We start from the raw sequence: 19,774 nt of genomic DNA, 5'->3' as shown, positions 1-19,774 counted from the left end.
GGTGGGGGCCCTTCGCGTGTACGGCGGACTCAGACGACCTGGTGCAGCCAGCGGACCGGGGCTCCCTCGCCGGCGTACCGGAAGGGCTCCAACTCGTCGTCCCAGGGCTTGCCGAGGAGCTTGGACAGCTCGGCCTCCAGGTCCGTCTCCCCGCGCTGCGAGCGGGTCAGGGCGGCCCGCAGGCGGTCCTCCGGGATCAGGATGTCGCCGTGGATCCCGGTGACCGCGTGGAAGATGCCCAGCTCGGGGGTGCAGCTGTAGCGCTCGCCCTCGGCGGTGGCGCAGGGCTCGGCAGTGACCTCGAAGCGCAGCAGGTGCCAGCCCCGCAGCGCCGACGCGAGTTTGGACGCGGTGCCGGCCTCGCCCTTCCAGGAGAACTCCGAGCGCCAGGTGCCGGGCGCGGCCGGCTGCCGGATCCAGTCGAGGTTGACGCGTGTGCCGAGCACCCCGGCGATCGCCCACTCGACGTGCGGGCACAGCGCGCGCGGCGCGGAGTGCACGTACAGAACTCCACGTGTCGTCACCGGGACCTCCGGGCAGAGCGGGACAGGTCTTGCTGGCCGGCACGGCGGCGATGCCGACCGGCCACGTTGAGGGCGAGGCTACCGTGCGGCGGCGCAAGGAGTGTGACGTACCGTCGGTCCCGATGCCCCGAAACGCCCGCCATTCACCCGGCAGGACGCCAGTACGGGTCCCGATCGTTCCCTCGGGGCCGCCGGGAACTCGGGCGCGTTGTTATGAACGGACCACCATTTCACGAGGGGAACACCACGGATGCGCATGCAGCGCCACCGCTCGCGGGCCGTCGCCGCCGTCCTGACCGCCGCTCTGGTGGGCGTCGCCGGGTGCGACGCCGTGGGCGGCGACTCCGCGGCGCCGACGGCGAAGGCGAAGCCCTCGCCGAAGCCCACGCCCGCCTGGGACAGCAGCCCGGCCTCACTGGCCGCCGTCGGCGACTCCATCACCCGCGGCTTCGACGCGTGCGGGGTGCTGACCGACTGCCCCGACGTCTCCTGGGCCACCGGGAGCAGCGCGCAGGTCGACTCGCTGGCCGTACGGCTGCTGGGGAAGGCCGAGGCGGCCGAGCGCAGCTGGAACTACGCGGTGTCCGGGTCGCGGATGGCCGATCTGTCCGCGCAGATGTCCCAGGCGGCCTCGCGCGCGCCGGGGCTGGTGACGGTCATGGTGGGCGCCAACGACGCCTGCCGGGACTCCACGGCCGCGATGACATCGGTGTCGGACTTCCGGGCCGGGTTCGAGGACGCCCTGAGCGTGCTGCGCCGGAAGGCGCCCAAGGCCCAGGTGTACGTGGCGAGCGTGCCCAACCTCAAGCGGCTGTGGTCCCAGGGGCGGACCAGTCCGCTGGGCAAGCAGGTGTGGAAGCTGGGCGTGTGCCCGTCGATGCTGGCCGACGCGGACGCCCTGGACGCGGCGGCGACCGAGCGCCGGGACACCGTGCAGCAGCGGGTGGAGGAGTACAACGCCGTGCTGAAGCAGGTGTGCGCGAAGGACAGGCACTGCCGGTACGACGGGGGCGCGGTGTACGACTACCGCTTCGGAACCGACCAGCTCAGTCACTGGGACTGGTTCCATCCGAGCGTGAACGGCCAGGCACGGCTGGCGGAGATCGCATACCGCAAGGTCAAGGCCGTGACCTAAAGTTCCGCACATGAACGAACAATTCGGCACGCTTCCCGACGGCACACCGGTCCACCGCTGGACCCTGGAGCGCGCGGGCGTGCGCGTGCGGATCCTGTCCTACGGCGGGATCGTGCAGTCGGTCGAGGTCCCGGACCGGCAGGGGCGGACCGCGGACGTGGTGCTGGGGTTCCCCGATCTGGACGGGTACCTGGAGCACTCCGGTCCCTATCTCGGCGCCTTCGTCGGGCGGTACGCGAACCGGATCGCGGGCGCCCGTTTCGAGCTGGACGGGCGGACGTACGCCCTCGCGGCGAACAACCCGCCCAACTCCCTGCACGGCGGGGAGACCGGCTTCGACAAGCGGGTGTGGGACCTGGAGCCGGCCGGGGAGTTCGGGGTGCGGCTGAGCCGGGTCAGCCCGCACGGCGAGGAGGGCTTCCCGGGCCGGCTGGAGGTCTCCGGGACCTACGCGCTGGACGAGTCGGGCGCGCTGCGGATCTCGTACGAGGCGGTCACCGACGCGCCGACCCTGGTGAACCTGACCAACCACAGCTACTTCAACCTGGCCGGGTCCGGGAACGCGGGCGGGCACGAACTGCGGATCGACGCCTCGCGGTACACGCCGGTCGACGCGGACCTGATCCCGACGGGGGTCGAGGAGGTCGCGGACACCCGGTTCGACTTCCGCCGGACGCGCAAGGTCGGGGCCGGGTACGACCACAACTTCGTGCTCGACAAGGGGCTCACGGAGCAGGCCGTGGAGGTGGCCGAGCTGTACGACCCGGCGTCCGGGCGGGTCATGACGGTGTCGACCACCGAGCCGGGAATCCAGCTGTACACCGCGGACCATCTGTCCGAGCCCTTCGCGCCCGGCGACGGCATCGCGCTGGAGACCCAGCACTTCCCGGACTCCCCCCACCGCCCGGAGTTCCCGAGCACGGTGCTGCGGCCGGGTGAGGTGTACCGGTCGGAGACGGTGTACGGGTTCGCCGCCCGCTAGGAAGGAACGAGCCCCGGCCCAGGGGTCAGGTCCCGGGCCGGGGCTGCTTGTGCGGGGGGCCGATCCCCCTGATATCAGACGTTAATCGTCGCGGTGACCCGGCGGTCCTCGATCGAGCGTCCCACCTGGATCTCGTACGAACCCTTCACATAAGCCCACGACGAGGTCTTCTCGTCCCAGATCTCGAAGGCCCGGCGCGGGATCTCCACGGTGACCTCGACGCTCTCGCCAGGGCCGGCCTCGGCTCCGGCGAACCCGGCGAGCCTGCGGCCCGGGCGCTCGGCGTCGGGCTCGGGCGCCAGGTAGACCTGGACGACCTCGCGGCCCGCACGGCTGCCGGAGTTGCGCAGCCGGACCCGCACGGTGGCACCCCGGACCTCGACGGACTCGTAGGTCCACTCGGTGTAGCCGAGGCCGTGGCCGAACGGGTAGGCCGGGGTGCGGCCCGCCTTCTCCCAGGCCGGGTAGCCGATGAAGACGCCTTCGTCGTAAGGGAGTTCTCCGTTCACCGGCTCGACCCGGGTGACCGGGGCGTCGGCCAGGGTGCCCCAGGTGGTGGGGAGGCGGCCGCCGGGTTCGTGGGCGCCGGTGAGGACGTCGGCGAGGGCGGCGCCGCCCTCCTGGCCGGGGAACCAGCCGAGCAGGATCGCGGCGACGTCCGCGCGCCAGGGCAGCTCCACCGGGGAGCCGGAGTTGACGATCACGACGGTGTTGGGGTTGGCGGCGGCGACCGCGCGGACCAGGTCGTCCTGCCGGCCGGGCAGGGTGAGGTCCTTGCGGTCGTAGCCCTCGGACTCGACGCGGTCGGTGGTGGCGACCACGACGACGGCGGTGTCCGCGTGCCGGGCCGCCTCGACGGCCTCGGCGATCAGTTCGTCGGGGTCGCGCCGCGGGTCCAGGTGGGCGAGGGTGAACCCGACGACCTTCATGGGGAGGTCGTCGGGGAGATCGACGACATGGGTGAGGGAGACCTCGACCGGCTCGCCCGCGGTCAGCTCGACCTCGGCGCGGGGTTCGGGCGCGCCGAAGAAGGTGACGAACGGGTCGTCCTTGTCGGTGCGCTGGACGTCGTCGTAGTGGGTGGTGCCGTCCACGGCCAGCGTGAAGGCGCCGAGTCCCTTGATGCCGAAGGTGTGGGTGCCGCTCTCGCGCGGGGTGAAGGTGCCGGTCAGCTCGACGGTGTGGAGGCCTTCGTGGGTGACGCCCTCGGGGAGGTCCGAGCCCGTCCACTGGATCTGGCCGTTGGGGGCGGAGCGGGTGCCGAGGACGGTGCCCGCCGCGTCCCGGCAGATCGCCCGGAGGCTGAACCCCTTGTCGGCGACGGCGAGTTCGGTGTTCGGGTCGGCGCCGACGGAGTAGCTCACCGCGCCCTCGGGGAGGGCGGCGGTGAGGCCGTCGAGCGGGGAGACGATCCGGTCCGGGAAGACGGTGGCGGAGCCGCCGCCGAGGATGCGGGCGTCCCGGGCGGCGGCGCCGCTGAGGGCGACGGTGCCCGGCTTCAGCGGCAGCGCGCCCAGGTTGCGGACCAGCACGAAGGAGCGGCGGGCGATCTCGCGGGCCAGGGCCTCGCCGTCGACGGGCGGGGGCAGTTCGGTGACCACGGGTTCGGCGCCGTCCAGGATGCCGACGCGGGCGGCGAGCCGCAGCACGTTGCGTACGGCGGTGTCGACCGTGCTCTCCTCGACCTCGCCGTTGCGTACGGCGCGGGCGAGGGGTTCGCCGTAGACGGTCACCGGGCCGGGCATGGCGATGTCGAGGCCGCCCTCGACGGCGCCCTTGGTGGAGCGGGCGGCCGTCCAGTCGGAGACGTTGCAGCCGTCGAAGCCCCATTCGCCGCGCAGGACTTCGTTGACGAGGTGGTGGTGCTCGGTCATCGTCGTGCCGTTGACCGTGTTGTAGGCGGTCATGATGCCCCACGGGTGGGCGTTCTCCACGATGTGCTCGAAGGGCGCCAGGTACAGCTCGCGCAGGGCGCGTTCGGAGACCAGGTTGTTCACCGTGAAGCGGTCGGTCTCGGCGTCGTTGGCGACGAAGTGCTTGGCGGTGGTGCCGACGCCGCCCTCCTGGACGCCGGTGACGTATCCGGCGGCGATCCGTCCGGTGAGGTACGGGTCCTCGCTGTAGGCCTCGAAGTGGCGGCCGCCGAGCGGGGAGCGGTGGAGGTTCACGGTCGGGGCGAGCAGGACGTGGACGCCCTTGCGGCGGGCTTCCTGGGCGAGCAACCGGCCTGCCCTGCGGGCGAGTTCCGGGTCCCAGGCGGCGGCGAGCGCGGTCGGGGAGGGCAGGGCGATCGACGGGTCGTCGGCGCTCCAGCGGACACCGCGGACGCCGATCGGGCCGTCGGACATGACGAGGGAGGGCAGGCCGATCTCCGGGAGCGCGGGCAGGGACCACAGGTCCTGGCCGCCGAGGAGCCTGGCCTTGGCGTCGAGGTCCAGCCGGCTCAGAGCCGCCTCGACGGCCGCCTCGCGGGCGTGGTCGGCGGGGGTGGTGGCCTGGTGTCCCTCGGGTGCCGCCATGGCGGTGCCTCCTCGTTGAAGTCCGGCCGGTCCTCCCCATCGTGCATCGACCGCCTGGTGAGCGGTAGGTTTCGTTATCTTGCTGTTATATCGGGCTCCCGGTGATGTCGTACGGTGACGCCATGAACGCCAGGACCAGAAGCGAGGAGCGCCGGGCCGAGATCGTCCGGGCGGCCCTGGAGGTCATCGCCGAGCGCGGCTACCGGGGCGCCAGCCTGGCCGCGGTGGCCGAACGGGTCGGGCTGACCCAGCAGGGACTGCTGCACCACTTCCCGACGAAGGACGCGCTGCTGGTCGCGGTGCTGGAGGAGCGGGACCGGTGGGACGCGGTGCCGGCCGGCAGCTGGCGGGTCGACCTGCTCACCTCGCTCGTCGAGTACAACGCGATGCGGCCCGGGATCATCCAGACCTTCTCGGCGCTGCTCGGCGAGAGCGTGACGGAGGGGCATCCGGCGCGGGAGTACTTCACCGAGCGCTACACCCGGGTGCGGGAGTCGATGGCGGTGGCGCTGCGCGCGGAGTACGGCGAGCGGCTCCCCAACGGCCTGACCCCGGAACGCACCGCGCCGCTGCTGGTGGCCGTGATGGACGGCCTCCAGTACCAGTGGCTGCTTGACCCGGAGTCGGTGGACATGCCCGGGGCGTTCCGGGACTTCCTGCGGCTGCTCGGCGAGGAATCCTGAATCCGCCTGCTACTGGCCCCACTTGACGGCCAGGGACTTGCTCACCACGACGAGCACGGCGAGCGTGACTGCCCCGCCGGTGTCGCCGGCGGCCAGCAGGGCGAGTGCACCCGCCCCGAACCACAGCGCCTCGAACCCGACACGGGCCGCGCCGTGCAGCGGGTGCCGCGCCTTCCGCGCCCCGAACTGCGCCCACAGCGCGATCAGCAGGGCGGGCGCGGCAAGGCCGAGCAGCCAGGCCAGGGGTGTGGCGACATCGCGGGTGAAGCCCCAGTACGCGGCACCCGCCAGGGCGCCCAGCTCGACGAGGAAGAGAACGCCCAGGTTGGCTGCCTTCATGGCCGCAGTATCACCCGGTGGCCCGCACCGCCGCCACGCGCCCCATGGCGTAGACCAGTTGGGGCAGGCGATACTGCCGTGGTCCCGCACCACTCGCGCCCCACAGCGACGGAAGGACCCGAACTCCCTTGACTTCCCTGCGCGTTCGGATCGGCATGCTCGGACTGGTCCTGCTGACGGGACCGGTGGTCCCCACGACGGCCGCGGCGGCCGAGGCGGCACCCTCGGCCACGGTGGAGGAGCGGCGCCTGGACGGGGCGGTGCCGCGGGAGATCCTGGAGCGGTCCGGGTTCGACGCGGTGACGCGGCACTTCACCCGGGCGCTCGGGGCGGCCCGCTCCTACACCGAGGCGCGGAAGCTCGTCGTACGGGAGGGGTCCGGGCTGTGGCGGCGGGCCGTCGACCGGGCGCAGGGGCGGGGGCCGGCCGGCGGGGATCTGAGCCGGGACGACGACCGGCCGCTGTACTGGGCACGGTTGGGGATGACCCGGGACGTGCGCACCTGGGAACCGTCGTTCGGGCTGACGGACGCACAACGCACCGCTCTGCTGGGCGAGTTGGAGCGGACCTCGCGCGGGCAGGACGCGGTGCGGTATCCGGCCGGTCAGCGGCTGAAGCGGGTGCTGCTCACCGGGTTCGACCCCTTCACGCTGGACCGGGACATACGGATCTCCAATCCGTCCGGGGCCACCGCGCTCGCGCTCGACGGGACGGTGATCGAGACGGCGAAGGGGCCCGCCCGGGTGGAGACCGTGGTGTTTCCGGTGCGGTGGCAGGACTTCACGGACCAGACCGTGGAGCGGGCGCTGCGGCCGTACCTGAGGAAGGTGGACCTCTTCACGACCGTGAGTCAGGGGCGGGTGGGGCGGTTCGACGTGGAGCGGACCAACGGGGCCTGGCGGGGCGGGTTCCCGGACAACGACAACATCGGGGTGACGGGGACGGTACCGGTCGGCGATCCGGCCTCGCAGCCGCAGTGGACGACGACCACGCTGCCGTACAAGGCGATCGTGGAGGCGGACACCGGGCGGTTCCCCGTCTACGACAACACGGGCGTGACCGAGATCCCGGCGGGCGGGACCGAGGCGGTCGTCCGTCCCGACGGGCCGAGCGCGGGGTCCACCGCTCGGGCCGGGGGCGGGGGGAACTACCTCTCCAACGAGATCGCCTACCGGGCCACGCTGCTGCGGGACCGGCTGGGGCTGCACGACGTGCTGCCGGGCGGGCATGTGCACACGCCTGTGCTGGAGTTCGGGGCGGGGAACACCGATCCGGCGACGGGTGCGGTGACGGATCCGGGGTTCGTGCAGAACCGGGTGGACATCATCGCGCAGGTCCGGGCGATCGTGGCGGTGGCGGTGGGGGCGTAGGACCTCCCCGGCGGGCCGGAAGAACCACGCGGACCCGCCGGACTAGGAGCCGGGAACCGGCTCCTCCGCGCCCTCCTCGGCCGCCGCGCCCTCAGCGTCCTCCCCGGCCGCCGCGTTCTCGTCCCTCGTCTCCTCACCGAGCAGTTCCCGTGCCATCAGCGTCGCGCCCGCCACCGCTCCCGGCATCAGGAACACCGCGACGAACGGGACCAGGAAGGACAGGCCCAGGGGGGTGCCGAAGCCCCAGACGAGGGCTTTGCGGGAGCGGAGGAGGGCGAGGCGGGCCCGGAGGTCGATGCCGCGGCGCTGGAGGGCCACCGCCGTCAGTTCCTCGGTGAGGAAGAAGCCCGTGACGAAGAAGCCGAGCACGGGGACCACCGTCTGTCCGGCCACGGGGATGAATCCGAGGGCGAAGAGGAGGACGGCCCACAGCCCGGCCCGGATCAGGATGCGCAGGCTGTCCCGCGCGGAGATCCACAGCTCTCGCCAGAGCGGGAGGCCGGACTCGGGTGCGGTGCCGTCCGGGGAGACGTCCCGGTCGACCTTCTCGGAGAGGCTCTCGTAGAAGGGCTGTCCGACGAGGAGGGTGACGGCCGTGAAGGTCAGGACGGCGAGGAGGAGCGCCAGGGCGAACAGGAGCACCGCCAGGAAGCCGCGGAACAGGCCCTGCCACGGGCTCGACCAGTCGTCGGCGAAGGGAGTCGCCCAGGACACCATGTCCTCGCCCCAGGTCGCCAGGGACACCAGGGCGCCCACGTAGAGCACCAGGGTGATCAGGCCCGGGATCAGCCCGAAGCCGTACTGCTTGCCGTGCCGGGCCACCCATCGCTGGCCCTTCAGGAGATAGTGGAAGCCCGCCCCGAGATCACGCATGTCCAGAACCCTATCGGGTGCACGTTCGTGCGCTTGCCCCGTCCGGGCGGCAGAGGGTGCGCCATCCGGGGTATCCGCGCCACGGACTCCCCCGCGCTGCTGTTGAGTCGAAGAGGTACATCTCGCCGTACCGATCTCAGGAAGCTCCGTAGGAGGTACGCGTGCACAACTCGGGCCAGGGGTGTGCGTGGAGCGGTCTTACGCCTCCGGGAACCCGCTGGACGGCGCACGCGAGCAGCGGCTGAAGTTGAGGAGAGCGGATGACGCAGGAGATCCACGGCACCGTCGCGGACGGCTTCGAGGCGGTGCGTGAGGAGTTCGCCGCCTTCGTCGCCGGGGAACGGCCCGACTACGAAGGTCAGTTGTGCGCCCACCTGCACGGCAGGCGGGTCGTCGACCTGTGGGCGGGACCGGACGTCCGGCCCGACTCCCTCTACGGCGTGTTCTCGTCGACCAAGGGCGCCGCGCATCTGGTGGTGGCCCTCCTCGTGCAGGAGGGCACGCTGGAGCTGGACCGCAAAGTCACCTACTACTGGCCGGAGTTCGGGGCCGAGGGCAAGGGCCAGCTGACCCTGCGCGACCTGCTGGCGCACCGGGCGGGAGTGGTGGGCATCGACGGCGGTTTCAGCGCGCAGGAACTGACGGACGACCGGGCGATGGCGGAACGGCTCGCGGACCAGAAGCCGTTCTGGCGCCCCGGCACGGCCTTCGGCTATCACACCTACGTCATCGGCGCGCTCACCGGTGAGATCGTCCGGCGGGCGACGGGCCGTACCCTCCAGGAGGTGTACGAGGAGCGGATCCGGGCGCCTTACGGGCTGGACTTCCACCTGGGGCTGCCGGCGTCCCTGGAGCCGCGGTTCCGTTCCGTGCAGCCCATGCTGCCGACCCCCGAGCAGCAGGCCCTGCTCGACGCGATGCCGACGGGACCGCACACCCTGACCGGGATCGCCTTCAACCTCCAGGCGGCGGACCCGCAGGAGCTGCTGGACCACGCCAACTCCCGTGCCGTGCGCGCGAAGGGGCCGGCGTCGGCGGGCGGAGTAGCGGCGGCGCGGGGGCTGGCCGGGATGTACGCGGCGGCGATCAGCGAGGTCGGCGACCGTCCGCCCCTGCTGAAGCCGGACACCGTCGCGGAGGTGGGTCAGATCCACTCCGTCGGCTACGACCTGGTCGCCCGCGCCCACCGGTCCTTCGGCCTCGGCTTCCAGGCCACGGCCGACATGACCCATCCGTTCCTGGGCGCCGGGGCCTTCGGGCACAGCGGCGCCGGCGGCTCGCAGGCCTTCGCCGATCCCCGCAGCGGCCTGGCCTACGGCTACACCCGCCGCCGGATGGCGTTCCCGGGAGGAGCGGCACCGGAGAACCAGCGACTCGTCAGAGCCGCACACCGGGCGGCCCTGGCGGCCGTATGACAGTCGCGGTGGCAATGGGTGGGGCGACTCGGGCGGCTTCGGCGGCCACGGCGACCCCGGCGGCTCTGGCGACTTCGGCGACACCGGCGGTCTCGGCGGTCTCGGCGGTCTCGGCGGTCTCGGCGGTCTCGGCGGCCCCAACAGCTCCGGTGGCTTCGGCGACACCGGCAGCTCCGGCGACACCGGCGGTCTCGGCGGCTTCGGCGGCTTCGGGGGTGTGACGGAAGCGCGGGCGGCTGCCCCACGTCCAGGGGTGCCGCCCGCGCCTTGTACGACCAACGAGCCTCGTCAGGTGAGGGTCACGGAGATGTTCCCGCGGGTCGCCTTCGAGTACGGGCAGACCTGGTGGGCCTTCTCCAGGAGGGCCCGGGCCGTGGCCGGGTCGGCGTTCGGGAGGGTTGCCGAGATCTCGACGATCAGTCCGAAGCCGTCGGCGTTCCTGCCGATGCCGACCTTCGCGGTGACCGTGGAACCGGAGATGTCGGCCTTCTCCTGACGCGCGACGACACCGAGGGCGCCCTGGAAGCAGGCGCTGTACCCGGCGGCGAACAGCTGCTCGGGGTTGGTGCCGTCGCCGCTGCCGCCCATCTCCTTGGGCGGGTTGACGATGACGTCGAGCCTGCCGTCCGCGGTGGCCACCCGACCGTCGCGGCCGTTCTCGGCGGTGGCGACGGCGGTGTACAGGACGTCGGACTGCTGGATTTCCGGCATGCGGTTGTCTTCCTCCTCGGTCCACCGCGACTCGCGCCCACGATCGACGGCAGAATTCGGAAAGAAGTTACCGCATACCGGAAGTTCAGCACAGGGTCACAGCTTGACGATCATCTTTCCGGTGTTGTCGCCGCGCAGGACCCCGAGGAATGCCTCCAGGTTGTTCTCGATGCCCTCGACGACCGTCTCGCGGTACTTCAGCTGCCCGGAGGCCACCCACGGGCCGACCTCGGAGACGAACTGGGGCTGGAGGTCGTAGTGGTCGCCGACTAGGAAGCCCTCGATACGGCCACGGGTCTGGATCAGCCGGGCGAGGTTGCGCGGGCCGGGGGCCGGCTCGGTGTTGTTGTAGACCGAGATCATCCCGCAGATCGCGATCCGGCCGCCCTGGTTCAGGGAGCCGATGGCGGCCTCGAGGTGGTCGCCGCCGACGTTGTCGAAGTAGACGTCGACGCCGTCCGGGGCCGCCTCGCGCAGCTGGTCGCTGACCTTGCCGTTCTTGTAGTTGAAGGCCGCGTCGAAGCCGTACTCCTCGACGAGCAGTTTGACCTTCTCGTCCGAGCCGGCCGAGCCGATGACCCGGGAGGCGCCCTTGAGCTTGGCGATCTGGCCGACCTGGCTGCCGACGGCACCCGCGGCGCCGGAGACGAAGACCGAGTCGCCCTCCTTGAAGGACGCGGTGCGCAGCAGGCCCGCGTAGGCGGTGAGGCCGGTCATGCCGAGGACACCGAGGTAGGTGGACAGGGGCGCGGCGTCGGCGTCGACCTTGACGGCCTGCTTGGCGTCGAAGGTGGCGTACTCGCGCCAGCCGTTGAAGTGCAGGACGTGGTCGCCGACGGCGACACCCTCGGCGTTCGAGGCGACGACCTCGCCGACCGCGCCACCCTGCATGACCTTGTTCAGCTCGAAGGGGGCCGCGTACGACTTCGCGGCGCTCATGCGGCCGCGCATGTACGGGTCGACGGAGAGGTACTTGTTCCGCACCAGGACCTGTCCCTCGCCGGGCTGCCGGACCTCCGCCTCGACCAGGGCGAAGTCCTCGGGCTTGGGCCAGCCGACGGGACGGCTGAGCAGGTGCCATTCGCGGTTGATCATGACAGAGCCTTTCGGGGTTCACTTCGTTCGATTTACTTCAGTACCTGAAACAACCATGCCTCTGGATATTTCAGGTTGTCAAGTAAAGAGGTACTGTGGTGGGCATGCCCACACCTCACAAGACCCGGCCGGACCCCCTGACCATGGAAGTCGTGGAGCTCATCGGCGATGTGGTGGCCCGCTTCTACTCGGACTACGAGGACGCGGCCGCGGAACACGCCCTCACCGGGGCGCAGGCGCGGCTGTTGAGTCTGCTGTCCCTGGAACCGCTGCCCATGCGCAAACTGGCGCAAAAACTGAAATGTGAGCCGTCCAACGTCACCGGGATCGTGGACCGGCTGGAGACGCGTGGGCTCGTGGAGCGGCGGCCCGATCCCGCGGACCGGCGGGTGAAGGTGGCGGCGGCGACGGAGGAAGGCGTGCGGGTGGCACGGAGCCTTCGGGAAGGGCTGCGGTTCGCGCGGGAGCCGCTTACGGGGCTGTCCCAGGAGGAGCGGGAGTCCCTGCGGGACCTGTTGAGGCGGATGCGGGACGCGTAGGCGGTCTCGCGGGTGCCGGATGCTGGGTGTGCCGTGAACAGATGCGTGGTGGGCGCGGGTTGAGCCGTAACCGGCGCTCTCGGTCTCACGGGCCTTTCCCGGGAGACGGCTGCCACGGGAGGGCCGTGCTCAGGACGGTGGTTTCACCTCGGACTGGGCTGCCTGGAGGTCGGCGAGCAGTTCGGCCTGACCGGCCAGGACCCCGGAGAGGATCGTCCGTGCGACGCGGAGCAGCTCCGCGATGTGCGGGCTGGTCAGCGAGTAGTACACGGTCGAGCCCTCCTTGCGGTTCACGACCAGGTTCGCCCGGCGCAGCACCGCGAGCTGCTGGGAGAGGTGGGCGGGTTCGATACCCACCTCGGGCAGCATCTCGGCGACCGCGTGCTCGCGTTCGCTCAGGAGCTCCAGGACTCGGATGCGTGCGGGGTGACCGAGTGTCTTGAAGAACTCGGCCTTGAGCTGGTAGAGCGGCGCGGTCACGGCACCATCCCCTCCCCCGCGCAGGGCCACACCCGTGCCGGATCCGCCTGCCCGCGCACCACGCCTCGCCTCCACTCACCCACCGACTTCATGCAGCACATCCTCGCCCACGCCGCCGCCCTGGCCGAACCCGCAGTCCGGCCCGTTCTCCCGAAGCAGCCGTACGGGGTGCGTGCTCATCGGGCCGCTTCCGCTTCCGTGCCCGGGCCCGGCGCCCTCGCCGCGGAGGCATCGGGCAGGACACCGGCCATGGCCAGATGGTCGCGGGCGGCGCGGATCGCCTCCGGGGTCGTGTCGTACTCCCGGCCCTCCTGCCTGAGTACTCCGAGCGCGCCGACGGATTCCAGGGCCTGGCGCTGACCCGGACGTATCCCCGAGGCGAGGACGAGGGTGCCGCGCCGGTTCAGTTTCTCCACCGCGTCCTTGAGCACGAGGGCGCCGGTGGCGTCCATGGTCGACACGCGGGACATGCGCAGGATCACCACGCGGACGTCGGCGACCTCGGTCAGTTCCAGCAGGAAGCGGTGGGCGGCGGCGAAGAACAGCGGGCCGTCGATGCGGTACGCCACGATGTGCTCGGCGAGCAGGGCGTGTTCCTCGGCGCTGTGGTCGCCCCGGTCGAGCGGAACCTGGTCGAAGCGGGCCTGCTTGGCCACGGCACGCAGGGCGAGGGCGCCGGCCACGACCAGGCCGATGATCACCGCGTACACGAGGTCGAGGGCCAGAGTCGCGACGGCCGTGAGGGCGAGGATCAGCGCGTCGGAGCGGGTCGCCCCGGCCATCGCCCTGAGGGAGCCGACCTCGATCATGCGCAGAGCCGTGGCCAGCAGGACCCCGGCGAGCGCGGCCAGCGGGATCTTCGAGACCAGAGGGGCCGCCGCGAAGACGATCACGGCGAGGACAGCGGCGTGGGTGAGGGCGGCCAGGCGGGAGCTCGCGCCGGTGCGGACGTTGACTGCGGTGCGGGCGATCGCGCCGGTCGCGGGGACGCCTCCGAAGAGCGGCGCGACGATGTTGGCCACGCCTTGTCCGAACAGCTCCCGGTCGGGGTCGTGCCGCTGCCCGACCGTCATGCCGTCCGCGACCGAGGCGGAGAGCAGGGACTCCAGGGCGGCCAGTGCGGCGACCGCGACCGCCGGAGTGAGCAGCGAGCCCAGGGAGCCGAGGTCGAGGAAGGACAGCGAGGGTGCGGGCAGCCCCGCGGGCAGGTCGCCGATCGGCTTGGCCGCGTCCAGGCCGGCGAGCTGCGCGACGAGCGTCGCGGCGATCACCGCCAGGACGGAGACGGGGACCGTCGGCCGCCACCGGGCGCCCACCAGCATGACGGCGGCGACGGCGACCGCGAGGCCGACGGCGGTCCAGTTCGGGGACGTCGCGAACTCCTCGGCCGCCCGCCAGGTGACCACGAGGACGCGGTCGCCCTCGGGCTTGGGCACGCCGAGCGCGTTCGGGATCTGTTGCAGGCCGATCACGCAGGCGATGCCGAGGGTGAAGCCCTCGACGACCGGGGCGGGCACGTACTGCATGTACTTGCCCGCCCGCAGCGCGGCCAGCGTGACCAGCATGACGCCCGCCATCAGTCCGACCGTCAGCACACCGGTCGTCCCGTAGCGGCCCACGATCGGTACCAGGACGACCGTCATGGCCCCGGTCGGTCCGGACACCTGAAGGTTCGATCCGCCGAACACGGCGGCCAGGGCACCCGCGACCACGGCGGTCGCCAGGCCCGCCTCGGCCCCGAGCCCGGAGGAGACGCCGAAGCCGAGCGCGAGCGGAAGCGCCACGACGGCCACGGTCAGCCCGGCCAGCAGATCACGGCGCGGATCGCGGCGCGTCTCCGCGAGATCGGAGCGGGTGGGAAGCAGCGCGCCGACCCGGGCCCAGGCCCGGCGGAGGGTCGTGGTCATCGCGCGGTGGGCCGGGCTTGCCTGGTGCGGCGGAACGGACACGACAGGACCCCTCGACTACCCCTGCGAACACTGTCAATGCAGCATCTTACCAATTGCTAAATTTGGCAATTGAGGAGCCCGGACCGACGACAGACCGATCCGATCGAAACTGCCTAGGTGCACCACCACAGGAAGCGGTCGCACTGCGTGGGGGTCGGGGTCGGGCTCGGGGCCGTTGTCGTGGGGGCGGCGGTGGGGGCCGAGCCGCCGCTCGTCGCCGTGGGCGTCGCCCGGGGGGTCGAGGCGCCCGGACGCGTGGTGGCCGTCGGCTGGGCGTCGGGGCTCTTGCTCGCGTCCTCGCTCTCGGACGCGGAAGCGGAGGGCGACGCGGAGGCGGACGACGAGGGTGACGCCGAAGCCGCGGCTCCGCCGGAGCCGGTGGCCGTCGACGTCGCTTCGCTCGCGTCCGGGGACGCGCCGCCCTCGGTCGCATCGTCGCCCACCGCCGCCGGCGCCGGAGAGGATCCCGGGGCGTCCATGCCCAGCTCCGCGAGGCTGAGGCCGCCGGCCGCGAGCACGAAGCCGGCGGCTATCAGCAGGGTCCTGCGACGGCGTCGGCGGTGGGCGGCGGCTTTGCGGTCCCGACGGCTGGCTCCACCGGCGGAACCCTCGCCGTCCTCGTCGTTCTCGTCGTCCTCGTCATGGCCGTCCCGCTCTTCGTCGCTCTCGGCGCGAGCCGCGCGGTCAGGACCGTCGGCGCGCTCCGCCTCCTCGGCACCACGGCCCCGGGCGCGCCGCCGCGAGGCCCGGCCGCCGGACGGCTGTGCCGCCTCGGCGGGGGTACCGCTCACGGGGTCGGCTTCGTCGGGGTCGCCTGACGGGACCACTTCGGAACCGAGGTCGCCGCCGGGACCAGCACCAGCACTCGCGGGAGTCGGGGTCTGCCCCCCGTCCGGGGCCTCGTTCGCGTACGCGCCGTTGCCCGCGCCGCCGTGGCCGTAGCCGTCGCCGGCGGTCGGGCCGTACGGGGCCGTCGGGTCGTACGAGGCGGTCGCGCCCGTGTCGTACCCGCCCTGGGCGCCGTAGCCGCTCGCCGCGCCCCCGGCGTACCCCTCAGGGCCCGCGTACCCGACCGTGGGAGAGGCGGCGGTGCCGGTGCCGTACTGCCCTGTGCCGTACATCACGTACGCCGGGGCCGGCGAAGGATCCTGCGGCTGGGCCTGGGCCGGAACACGCGGGGTTCTCGCGCGCAGCTCGTCGATCGAGGTGCCGCACCCCGGGCAGGCGAGGGCGCCGTTGAGGTGCCGTCGGCACGGGTCGCAGTAGTCCATGACGCGGGAAGGTTAAGGTCCCCGGGAGCAGGATTCCCCAGGACTTGTGTGAAGGTTGTGTGCGGACCGACGGGTTCGGCGCGACGGATTGCGGATGATCCGCCCCATCGCGCCGAAACCGCCTCGCGAAGATCGCCGGAGTGCGGGACCTCGCGTCGCCTCAGGTCGCCTTACGGGCCGTCATGGCCCGCTGGACCAGGATGAACGCGCAGAGCAGCACGCCGGTGGCGATCTTCGTCCACCATGAGCTGAGCGTGCCCTCGAACTGGATGATGCTCTTGATCAGGCCCAGCACGAGGACGCCGAAGAGGGTGCCCAGGACATAGCCGGAGCCGCCCGTCAGCAGGGTCCCGCCGATGACGACCGCGGCGATCGCGTCGAGCTCCATGCCCACGGCGTGCAGCGGGTCACCGGACTGGATGTAGAGCATGAAGAGGAGACCGGCGAGCGCGGAGCAGAAGCCGCTCATCGTGTAGACCGCGATCTTCGTACCGCCCAGCGGGAGTCCCATCAGGAGGGCCGACTGCTCGTTGCCGCCGATGGCGTACACCCGGCGCCCGAAGCGCGTGTAGTGCAGGACGTAGAAGGCGACGCCCAGGACCACCAGGGCCACCACGGCACCGATCGACAGGTCCCCCACGCCGAGCGATATCCGTGTCTCGGCCAGGCTGCTGACGGCCGAGTCGCTGATGGCGATCGACTCCTTGCTGATGACCAGGCACAGGCCGCGGAAGAGGAAGAGTCCGGCGAGCGTCACGATGAACGGCTGGATCTCGAAGTTGTGGATCACGTAGCCCATGAGGAAGCCGCCGAACGCTCCGACGCTCAGGGAGATCGGCACGACGAGCAGCAGGGGCAGCCCCACGTCCTGCACCAGCCAGGCGGTGAGCATGGTGGTGAAGCCGATCACGGAACCCACGGACAGGTCGATGCCGCCGGACATGATGACGAAGGTGGCGCCGACGGCGGCGACCAGCAGATAGCTGTTGTCGATGAACAGGTTGAGGAACACCTGCGGTTCGCCGAAGCCGTAGTTCTGGTAGCGGCTGAGGCCCGCGACGTACATCACGAGGAACAGGCCGGCGGTGACCAGGACGGGCAGCCGCCGGTCGCCCAGCAGGCGCGCGGACCGGGACGTGGTCCGGCTCTCCGGTGTCGTGGGGGTTTGGGTGGTCGCACTCATCACGACACCTCCATCTTGGGAGCGGCCTCGGCCACCGCGGCGGGCTCGGCCGGGGCGGCGGATTTCGCGCGGGCGCCGAAGACCTTGGCGCGGAACTTCGGGGACTGCAGCAGGCAGACGACGATGACCACGGCGGCCTTGAAGACCAGGTTGGTCTGGGTCGGCACGCCGATGGTGTAGATCGTGGTGGTCAGGGTCTGGATGACGAGGGCCCCGATCACCGTGCCGCCGATGGAGAAGCGGCCGCCGAGCAGCGAGGTGCCGCCGATGACCACGGCGAGGATCGCGTCGAGCTCGATCCACAGGCCGGCGTTGTTGCCGTCCGCGGCCGAGGTGTTGGAGCTGATCATCAGGCCCGCGATACCGGCGGACACGGCGCAGAACACGTACACCATGATCTTGATACGGCGGGACCTGATGCCGACCAGGCGACTGGCCTCGGCGTTGCCGCCGACCGCCTCGACGAGCAGGCCGAGGGCCGTTCGGCGGGTCAGCACCACGGTGACGGCGACGACGGCCGCCACCACGAAGATGGAGAAGGGCAGGGTCAACCAGTAGCCGCCGCCGATCAGTTGGTACGGATCGCTGTTGACGGTGATGATCTGGCCGTCGGTGATCAGCTGGGCCACGCCCCGGCCGGCCACCATGATGATGAGGGTCGCGATGATGGGCTGGATGCCCATCCGGGCGACCAGGAAGCCGTTCCACAGGCCGCACACCACCGCCGCGATCAGGCCGAGACCCATCGCCAGCAACACGCCGGACAGGGCGTTCTGGTCAGCCTGGTCACTGAGGTACGAGCAGGTCAGGGCCCCGGTGATGGCGACCACGGCGCCGACCGACAGGTCGATGCCGCCGGTGGCGATGACCAGGGTCATGCCGACCGCCACCAGGATGAGGGGCGAACCGAACAGCACGATCGAGACGAGGCTGCCGTAGAGGTGGCCGTTCGTCATGTGGATCGCGAAGAAGTCGGGCGTGAAGGGGACGTTGACGAGCAGCAGGGCGACCAGGACCGCTACCGGCCAGAAGAGGTGATGGCGCGTCAGTGCTCGCCAGCGGGAGGGGGTGGTCACTGGTGTTCTCCGCTCGCGATGGTCTCGAGGATCTTGCTGGTGGTGATCTCGGGCCCGTTGGTGAGCTGCGCCACCAGCTTGCGGTCGCGCAGCACTCCGATGGTGTGGCTGAGCCGGAGCACTTCCTCCAGTTCGGCCGCGATGTACAGCACGGACATGCCGTCCTCGGAGAGGGAGACCACCAGCTTCTGGATCTCCGTCTTGGCGCCGATGTCGATGCCGCGGGTCGGCTCGTCCAGGATCAGCAGTTTCGGCTGGGTGATCAGCCAGCGGGCGAGCAGCACCTTCTGCTGGTTTCCGCCGCTCAACTGCCCCACGCGGGCTTCGGGGTTGGCGGGGCGGATGTCGAGGGCCTTGATGTACTTGGCGACGAGTTCGTCGCGCTGCGAGGCCGGGATGGGCCGGGTCCAGCCGCGGGCCGCCTGGAGCGCGAGGATGATGTTCTCCCGCACGGTGAGATCGGGGACCAGGCCCTCGGTCTTGCGGTTCTCCGAGCAGAACGCGATTCCGGCGCCGATGGCATCGTTCGGGGCGCTCATCGAGACCGCTTCTCCGCCGACGGTCAGCTTGCCGCTGTCCGGCTGGTCGGCGCCGAAGAGCAGCCGGGCCAGTTCGGTTCGGCCGGAGCCCAGCAGGCCGGCGAGCCCGACCACCTCGCCCTTCTTGATCTCCAGGTCAAAGGGGGCGACACCGCCGGTCCTTCCGAGGCCCTCCGCCTTCAGCAGCGGCTCACCGACGTCCGCGTGCAGTTGCTGGTCGTGGAGCTCCTCCAGCTGGTCGAGGGCCTTGCCGATCATCAGCTCGATCAGCCCGACCTGGTCGAGGTCGCGGACCATGTGCTCGCCGACCAGGGCGCCGTTGCGCAGGACGGTCATCCGGTCGCAGACCTCGTAGATCTGGTCCAGGAAGTGCGACACGAACAGGATCGCGACGCCCTCGTCCCTCAACTGCCGCATCAGACGGAACAGTTCGAGGACCTCGTCGCGGTCGAGGCTGGACGTCGGCTCGTCCAGGACCAGCACCTTGGTGCCGGAGCCCTCTCCGTCGCTGTCGCCGGTGCCCACCGACCGTACGATCGCGACCAGTTGCTGCACGGCCAGCGGGTAGGCCGACAGGGGCGCGGTGACGTCGATGTCCAGTCCGAGGCGGTCGACGAGCTTCGCCGCCTCGCTGCGCATGCGCTTCCACTGGATGCGGCCCGCGCGGGTGGGTTCACGTCCGATGAAGATGTTCTCCGCGACCGACAGGTTGGGGCAGAGGTTGACCTCCTGGTAGACCGTGCTGATGCCGGCCTGCTGCGCCTGCAGCGGGCTGCCGATCCGCACGGATTTCCCGTCCAGGGTGATGGTGCCGCCGTCCAGGGTGTACACCCCGGTCAGCACCTTGATCAGAGTGGACTTCCCGGCCCCGTTCTCGCCCATCAGGGCGTGGATCTCGCCGGGGAAGAGCCGGAAGTCGACACCCGACAGAGCCCTTACCCCCGGAAACTCTTTGACTATGCCCGTCATCTCCAGGACGGGCTGCGGCTCTGCCATGGCAGCGCTCCTCGTGGAATCGGCTCAGGCCCACTGGGGGCCGGGCCCGCAGGGAGCCCGCCGGACCGAGCGTGTTCTCGGCCGGCCCCTGGCTC

Annotated in this window: 18 protein-coding genes; 6 read left to right on the top strand and 12 right to left on the bottom strand. The window is 71.4% G+C overall.

All coding sequences use genetic code 11. From position 1 onward, the window contains the following. Window positions 1-29: 29 nt before the first annotated feature. The gene (locus H295_RS0116520) at window positions 30-524 is read right to left on the bottom strand and encodes a DUF3145 domain-containing protein (protein WP_028809429.1); all 495 of its coding nucleotides are present in this window, start codon (window positions 522-524) and stop codon (window positions 30-32) included. Between the two features lie 250 nt (window positions 525-774). Between H295_RS0116520 and H295_RS0116515 the strand changes: the two genes are divergently transcribed. After that, on the top strand, window positions 775-1,659 hold the full coding sequence (locus tag H295_RS0116515; protein ID WP_020136441.1) for an SGNH/GDSL hydrolase family protein: 885 nt from the start codon (window positions 775-777) through the stop codon (window positions 1,657-1,659). Window positions 1,660-1,669: 10 nt separating this feature from the next. After that, the gene (locus H295_RS0116510) at window positions 1,670-2,641 is read left to right on the top strand and encodes an aldose epimerase family protein (RefSeq protein WP_020136440.1); all 972 of its coding nucleotides are present in this window, start codon (window positions 1,670-1,672) and stop codon (window positions 2,639-2,641) included. Window positions 2,642-2,715: 74 nt separating this feature from the next. Here the strand turns inward: H295_RS0116510 and H295_RS0116505 are convergent, their stop codons facing one another. Then, the gene (locus H295_RS0116505) at window positions 2,716-5,160 is read right to left on the bottom strand and encodes a glycoside hydrolase family 3 protein (protein ID WP_020136439.1); all 2,445 of its coding nucleotides are present in this window, start codon (window positions 5,158-5,160) and stop codon (window positions 2,716-2,718) included. Between the two features lie 104 nt (window positions 5,161-5,264). Here H295_RS0116505 and H295_RS0116500 point away from each other — a divergent pair, with 104 nt between their 5' ends. Then, entirely contained in the window at window positions 5,265-5,843 is a 579-nt protein-coding gene (locus H295_RS0116500; RefSeq protein ID WP_020136438.1) for a TetR/AcrR family transcriptional regulator, read from the top strand. Window positions 5,844-5,852: 9 nt separating this feature from the next. Here the strand turns inward: H295_RS0116500 and H295_RS0116495 are convergent, their stop codons facing one another. Further along, entirely contained in the window at window positions 5,853-6,182 is a 330-nt protein-coding gene (locus tag H295_RS0116495; protein ID WP_020136437.1) for a DUF2568 domain-containing protein, read from the bottom strand. A 128-nt stretch (window positions 6,183-6,310) separates the two neighbouring features. Here H295_RS0116495 and H295_RS0116490 point away from each other — a divergent pair, with 128 nt between their 5' ends. After that, on the top strand, window positions 6,311-7,552 hold the full coding sequence (locus tag H295_RS0116490) for a hypothetical protein (protein WP_020136436.1): 1,242 nt from the start codon (window positions 6,311-6,313) through the stop codon (window positions 7,550-7,552). Between the two features lie 42 nt (window positions 7,553-7,594). On the opposite strand, the gene H295_RS0116485 is transcribed toward H295_RS0116490, so the two are convergent. Next, entirely contained in the window at window positions 7,595-8,425 is an 831-nt protein-coding gene (locus tag H295_RS0116485; RefSeq protein ID WP_020136435.1) for an EI24 domain-containing protein, read from the bottom strand. A 260-nt stretch (window positions 8,426-8,685) separates the two neighbouring features. On the opposite strand from H295_RS0116485, the gene H295_RS0116480 reads away from it, so the two are divergent. Next, window positions 8,686-9,840 (top strand): EstA family serine hydrolase, encoded by a 1,155-nt coding sequence (locus tag H295_RS0116480; RefSeq protein ID WP_020136434.1) that lies wholly within the window; start codon window positions 8,686-8,688, stop codon window positions 9,838-9,840. A 288-nt stretch (window positions 9,841-10,128) separates the two neighbouring features. Here H295_RS0116480 and H295_RS0116475 read toward each other — a convergent pair whose 3' ends face one another. Next, window positions 10,129-10,551 carry an organic hydroperoxide resistance protein gene (locus H295_RS0116475; RefSeq protein ID WP_020136433.1) on the bottom strand — a complete coding sequence of 141 codons (423 nt, stop codon included), beginning with the start codon at window positions 10,549-10,551 and terminating at the stop codon, window positions 10,129-10,131. A 96-nt stretch (window positions 10,552-10,647) separates the two neighbouring features. After that, a complete protein-coding gene (locus tag H295_RS0116470) occupies window positions 10,648-11,646 on the bottom strand; it encodes an NADP-dependent oxidoreductase (protein ID WP_020136432.1) in 999 nt (332 codons plus the stop codon). A gap of 104 nt (window positions 11,647-11,750) precedes the next feature. Here H295_RS0116470 and H295_RS0116465 point away from each other — a divergent pair, with 104 nt between their 5' ends. Continuing rightward, window positions 11,751-12,185 (top strand): MarR family winged helix-turn-helix transcriptional regulator, encoded by a 435-nt coding sequence (locus H295_RS0116465; RefSeq protein WP_028809428.1) that lies wholly within the window; start codon window positions 11,751-11,753, stop codon window positions 12,183-12,185. 129 nt (window positions 12,186-12,314) lie between these two features. Here the strand turns inward: H295_RS0116465 and H295_RS0116460 are convergent, their stop codons facing one another. The 6 genes from H295_RS0116460 to H295_RS48395 all read right to left on the bottom strand — a co-directional run bounded on the left by H295_RS0116460 (window position 12,315) and on the right by H295_RS48395 (window position 19,679). Beyond that, entirely contained in the window at window positions 12,315-12,665 is a 351-nt protein-coding gene (locus tag H295_RS0116460; RefSeq protein WP_020136430.1) for an ArsR/SmtB family transcription factor, read from the bottom strand. A gap of 176 nt (window positions 12,666-12,841) precedes the next feature. After that, window positions 12,842-14,572: a SulP family inorganic anion transporter gene (locus tag H295_RS0116455; protein WP_020136429.1), complete on the bottom strand. Its 1,731-nt coding sequence runs from the start codon at window positions 14,570-14,572 to the stop codon at window positions 12,842-12,844. A 155-nt stretch (window positions 14,573-14,727) separates the two neighbouring features. Further along, window positions 14,728-15,885: an SCO2400 family protein gene (locus tag H295_RS0116450; protein ID WP_020136428.1), complete on the bottom strand. Its 1,158-nt coding sequence runs from the start codon at window positions 15,883-15,885 to the stop codon at window positions 14,728-14,730. A gap of 160 nt (window positions 15,886-16,045) precedes the next feature. Continuing rightward, window positions 16,046-17,068 carry a galactofuranose ABC transporter, permease protein YjfF gene (yjfF, locus tag H295_RS0116445; protein ID WP_020136427.1) on the bottom strand — a complete coding sequence of 341 codons (1,023 nt, stop codon included), beginning with the start codon at window positions 17,066-17,068 and terminating at the stop codon, window positions 16,046-16,048. Next, on the bottom strand, window positions 17,068-18,144 hold the full coding sequence (locus H295_RS0116440; protein WP_020136426.1) for an ABC transporter permease: 1,077 nt from the start codon (window positions 18,142-18,144) through the stop codon (window positions 17,068-17,070). Before H295_RS0116440 ends, yjfF begins: the two co-directional genes overlap by 1 nt. Beyond that, a complete protein-coding gene (locus H295_RS48395) occupies window positions 18,141-19,679 on the bottom strand; it encodes a sugar ABC transporter ATP-binding protein (protein WP_020136425.1) in 1,539 nt (512 codons plus the stop codon). The genes H295_RS0116440 and H295_RS48395 overlap by 4 nt, the downstream gene beginning before the upstream one ends. Between the last annotated feature and the right edge of the window lie 95 nt (window positions 19,680-19,774).

Source organism: Streptomyces sp. 351MFTsu5.1 (genome assembly GCF_000383655.1).
In the GTDB taxonomy this organism is placed as follows: Bacteria; Actinomycetota; Actinomycetes; order Streptomycetales; family Streptomycetaceae; genus Streptomyces; species Streptomyces griseorubiginosus.
Note: the sequence above shows the minus strand (reverse complement) of the source record. Positions and strands in the feature narration are given on the sequence as shown.

What these genes read in the sequence shown, in the direction of transcription:
- H295_RS0116500 (WP_020136438.1), top strand. Translation starts at nt 5,265, where the DNA reads ATGTCGTACGGTGACGCCATGAACGCCAGGACCAGAAGCGAGGAGCGC.
- H295_RS0116495 (WP_020136437.1), bottom strand. Translation starts at nt 6,182, where the DNA reads ATGAAGGCAGCCAACCTGGGCGTTCTCTTCCTCGTCGAGCTGGGCGCC.
- H295_RS0116505 (WP_020136439.1), bottom strand. Translation starts at nt 5,160, where the DNA reads ATGGCGGCACCCGAGGGACACCAGGCCACCACCCCCGCCGACCACGCC.
- H295_RS48395 (WP_020136425.1), bottom strand. Translation starts at nt 19,679, where the DNA reads ATGGCAGAGCCGCAGCCCGTCCTGGAGATGACGGGCATAGTCAAAGAG.
- H295_RS0116465 (WP_028809428.1), top strand. Translation starts at nt 11,751, where the DNA reads ATGCCCACACCTCACAAGACCCGGCCGGACCCCCTGACCATGGAAGTC.
- H295_RS0116510 (WP_020136440.1), top strand. Translation starts at nt 1,670, where the DNA reads ATGAACGAACAATTCGGCACGCTTCCCGACGGCACACCGGTCCACCGC.
- yjfF (WP_020136427.1), bottom strand. Translation starts at nt 17,068, where the DNA reads ATGAGTGCGACCACCCAAACCCCCACGACACCGGAGAGCCGGACCACG.
- H295_RS0116515 (WP_020136441.1), top strand. Translation starts at nt 775, where the DNA reads ATGCGCATGCAGCGCCACCGCTCGCGGGCCGTCGCCGCCGTCCTGACC.
- H295_RS0116475 (WP_020136433.1), bottom strand. Translation starts at nt 10,551, where the DNA reads ATGCCGGAAATCCAGCAGTCCGACGTCCTGTACACCGCCGTCGCCACC.
- H295_RS0116470 (WP_020136432.1), bottom strand. Translation starts at nt 11,646, where the DNA reads ATGATCAACCGCGAATGGCACCTGCTCAGCCGTCCCGTCGGCTGGCCC.
- H295_RS0116455 (WP_020136429.1), bottom strand. Translation starts at nt 14,572, where the DNA reads ATGACCACGACCCTCCGCCGGGCCTGGGCCCGGGTCGGCGCGCTGCTT.
- H295_RS0116485 (WP_020136435.1), bottom strand. Translation starts at nt 8,425, where the DNA reads ATGCGTGATCTCGGGGCGGGCTTCCACTATCTCCTGAAGGGCCAGCGA.
- H295_RS0116480 (WP_020136434.1), top strand. Translation starts at nt 8,686, where the DNA reads ATGACGCAGGAGATCCACGGCACCGTCGCGGACGGCTTCGAGGCGGTG.
- H295_RS0116450 (WP_020136428.1), bottom strand. Translation starts at nt 15,885, where the DNA reads ATGGACTACTGCGACCCGTGCCGACGGCACCTCAACGGCGCCCTCGCC.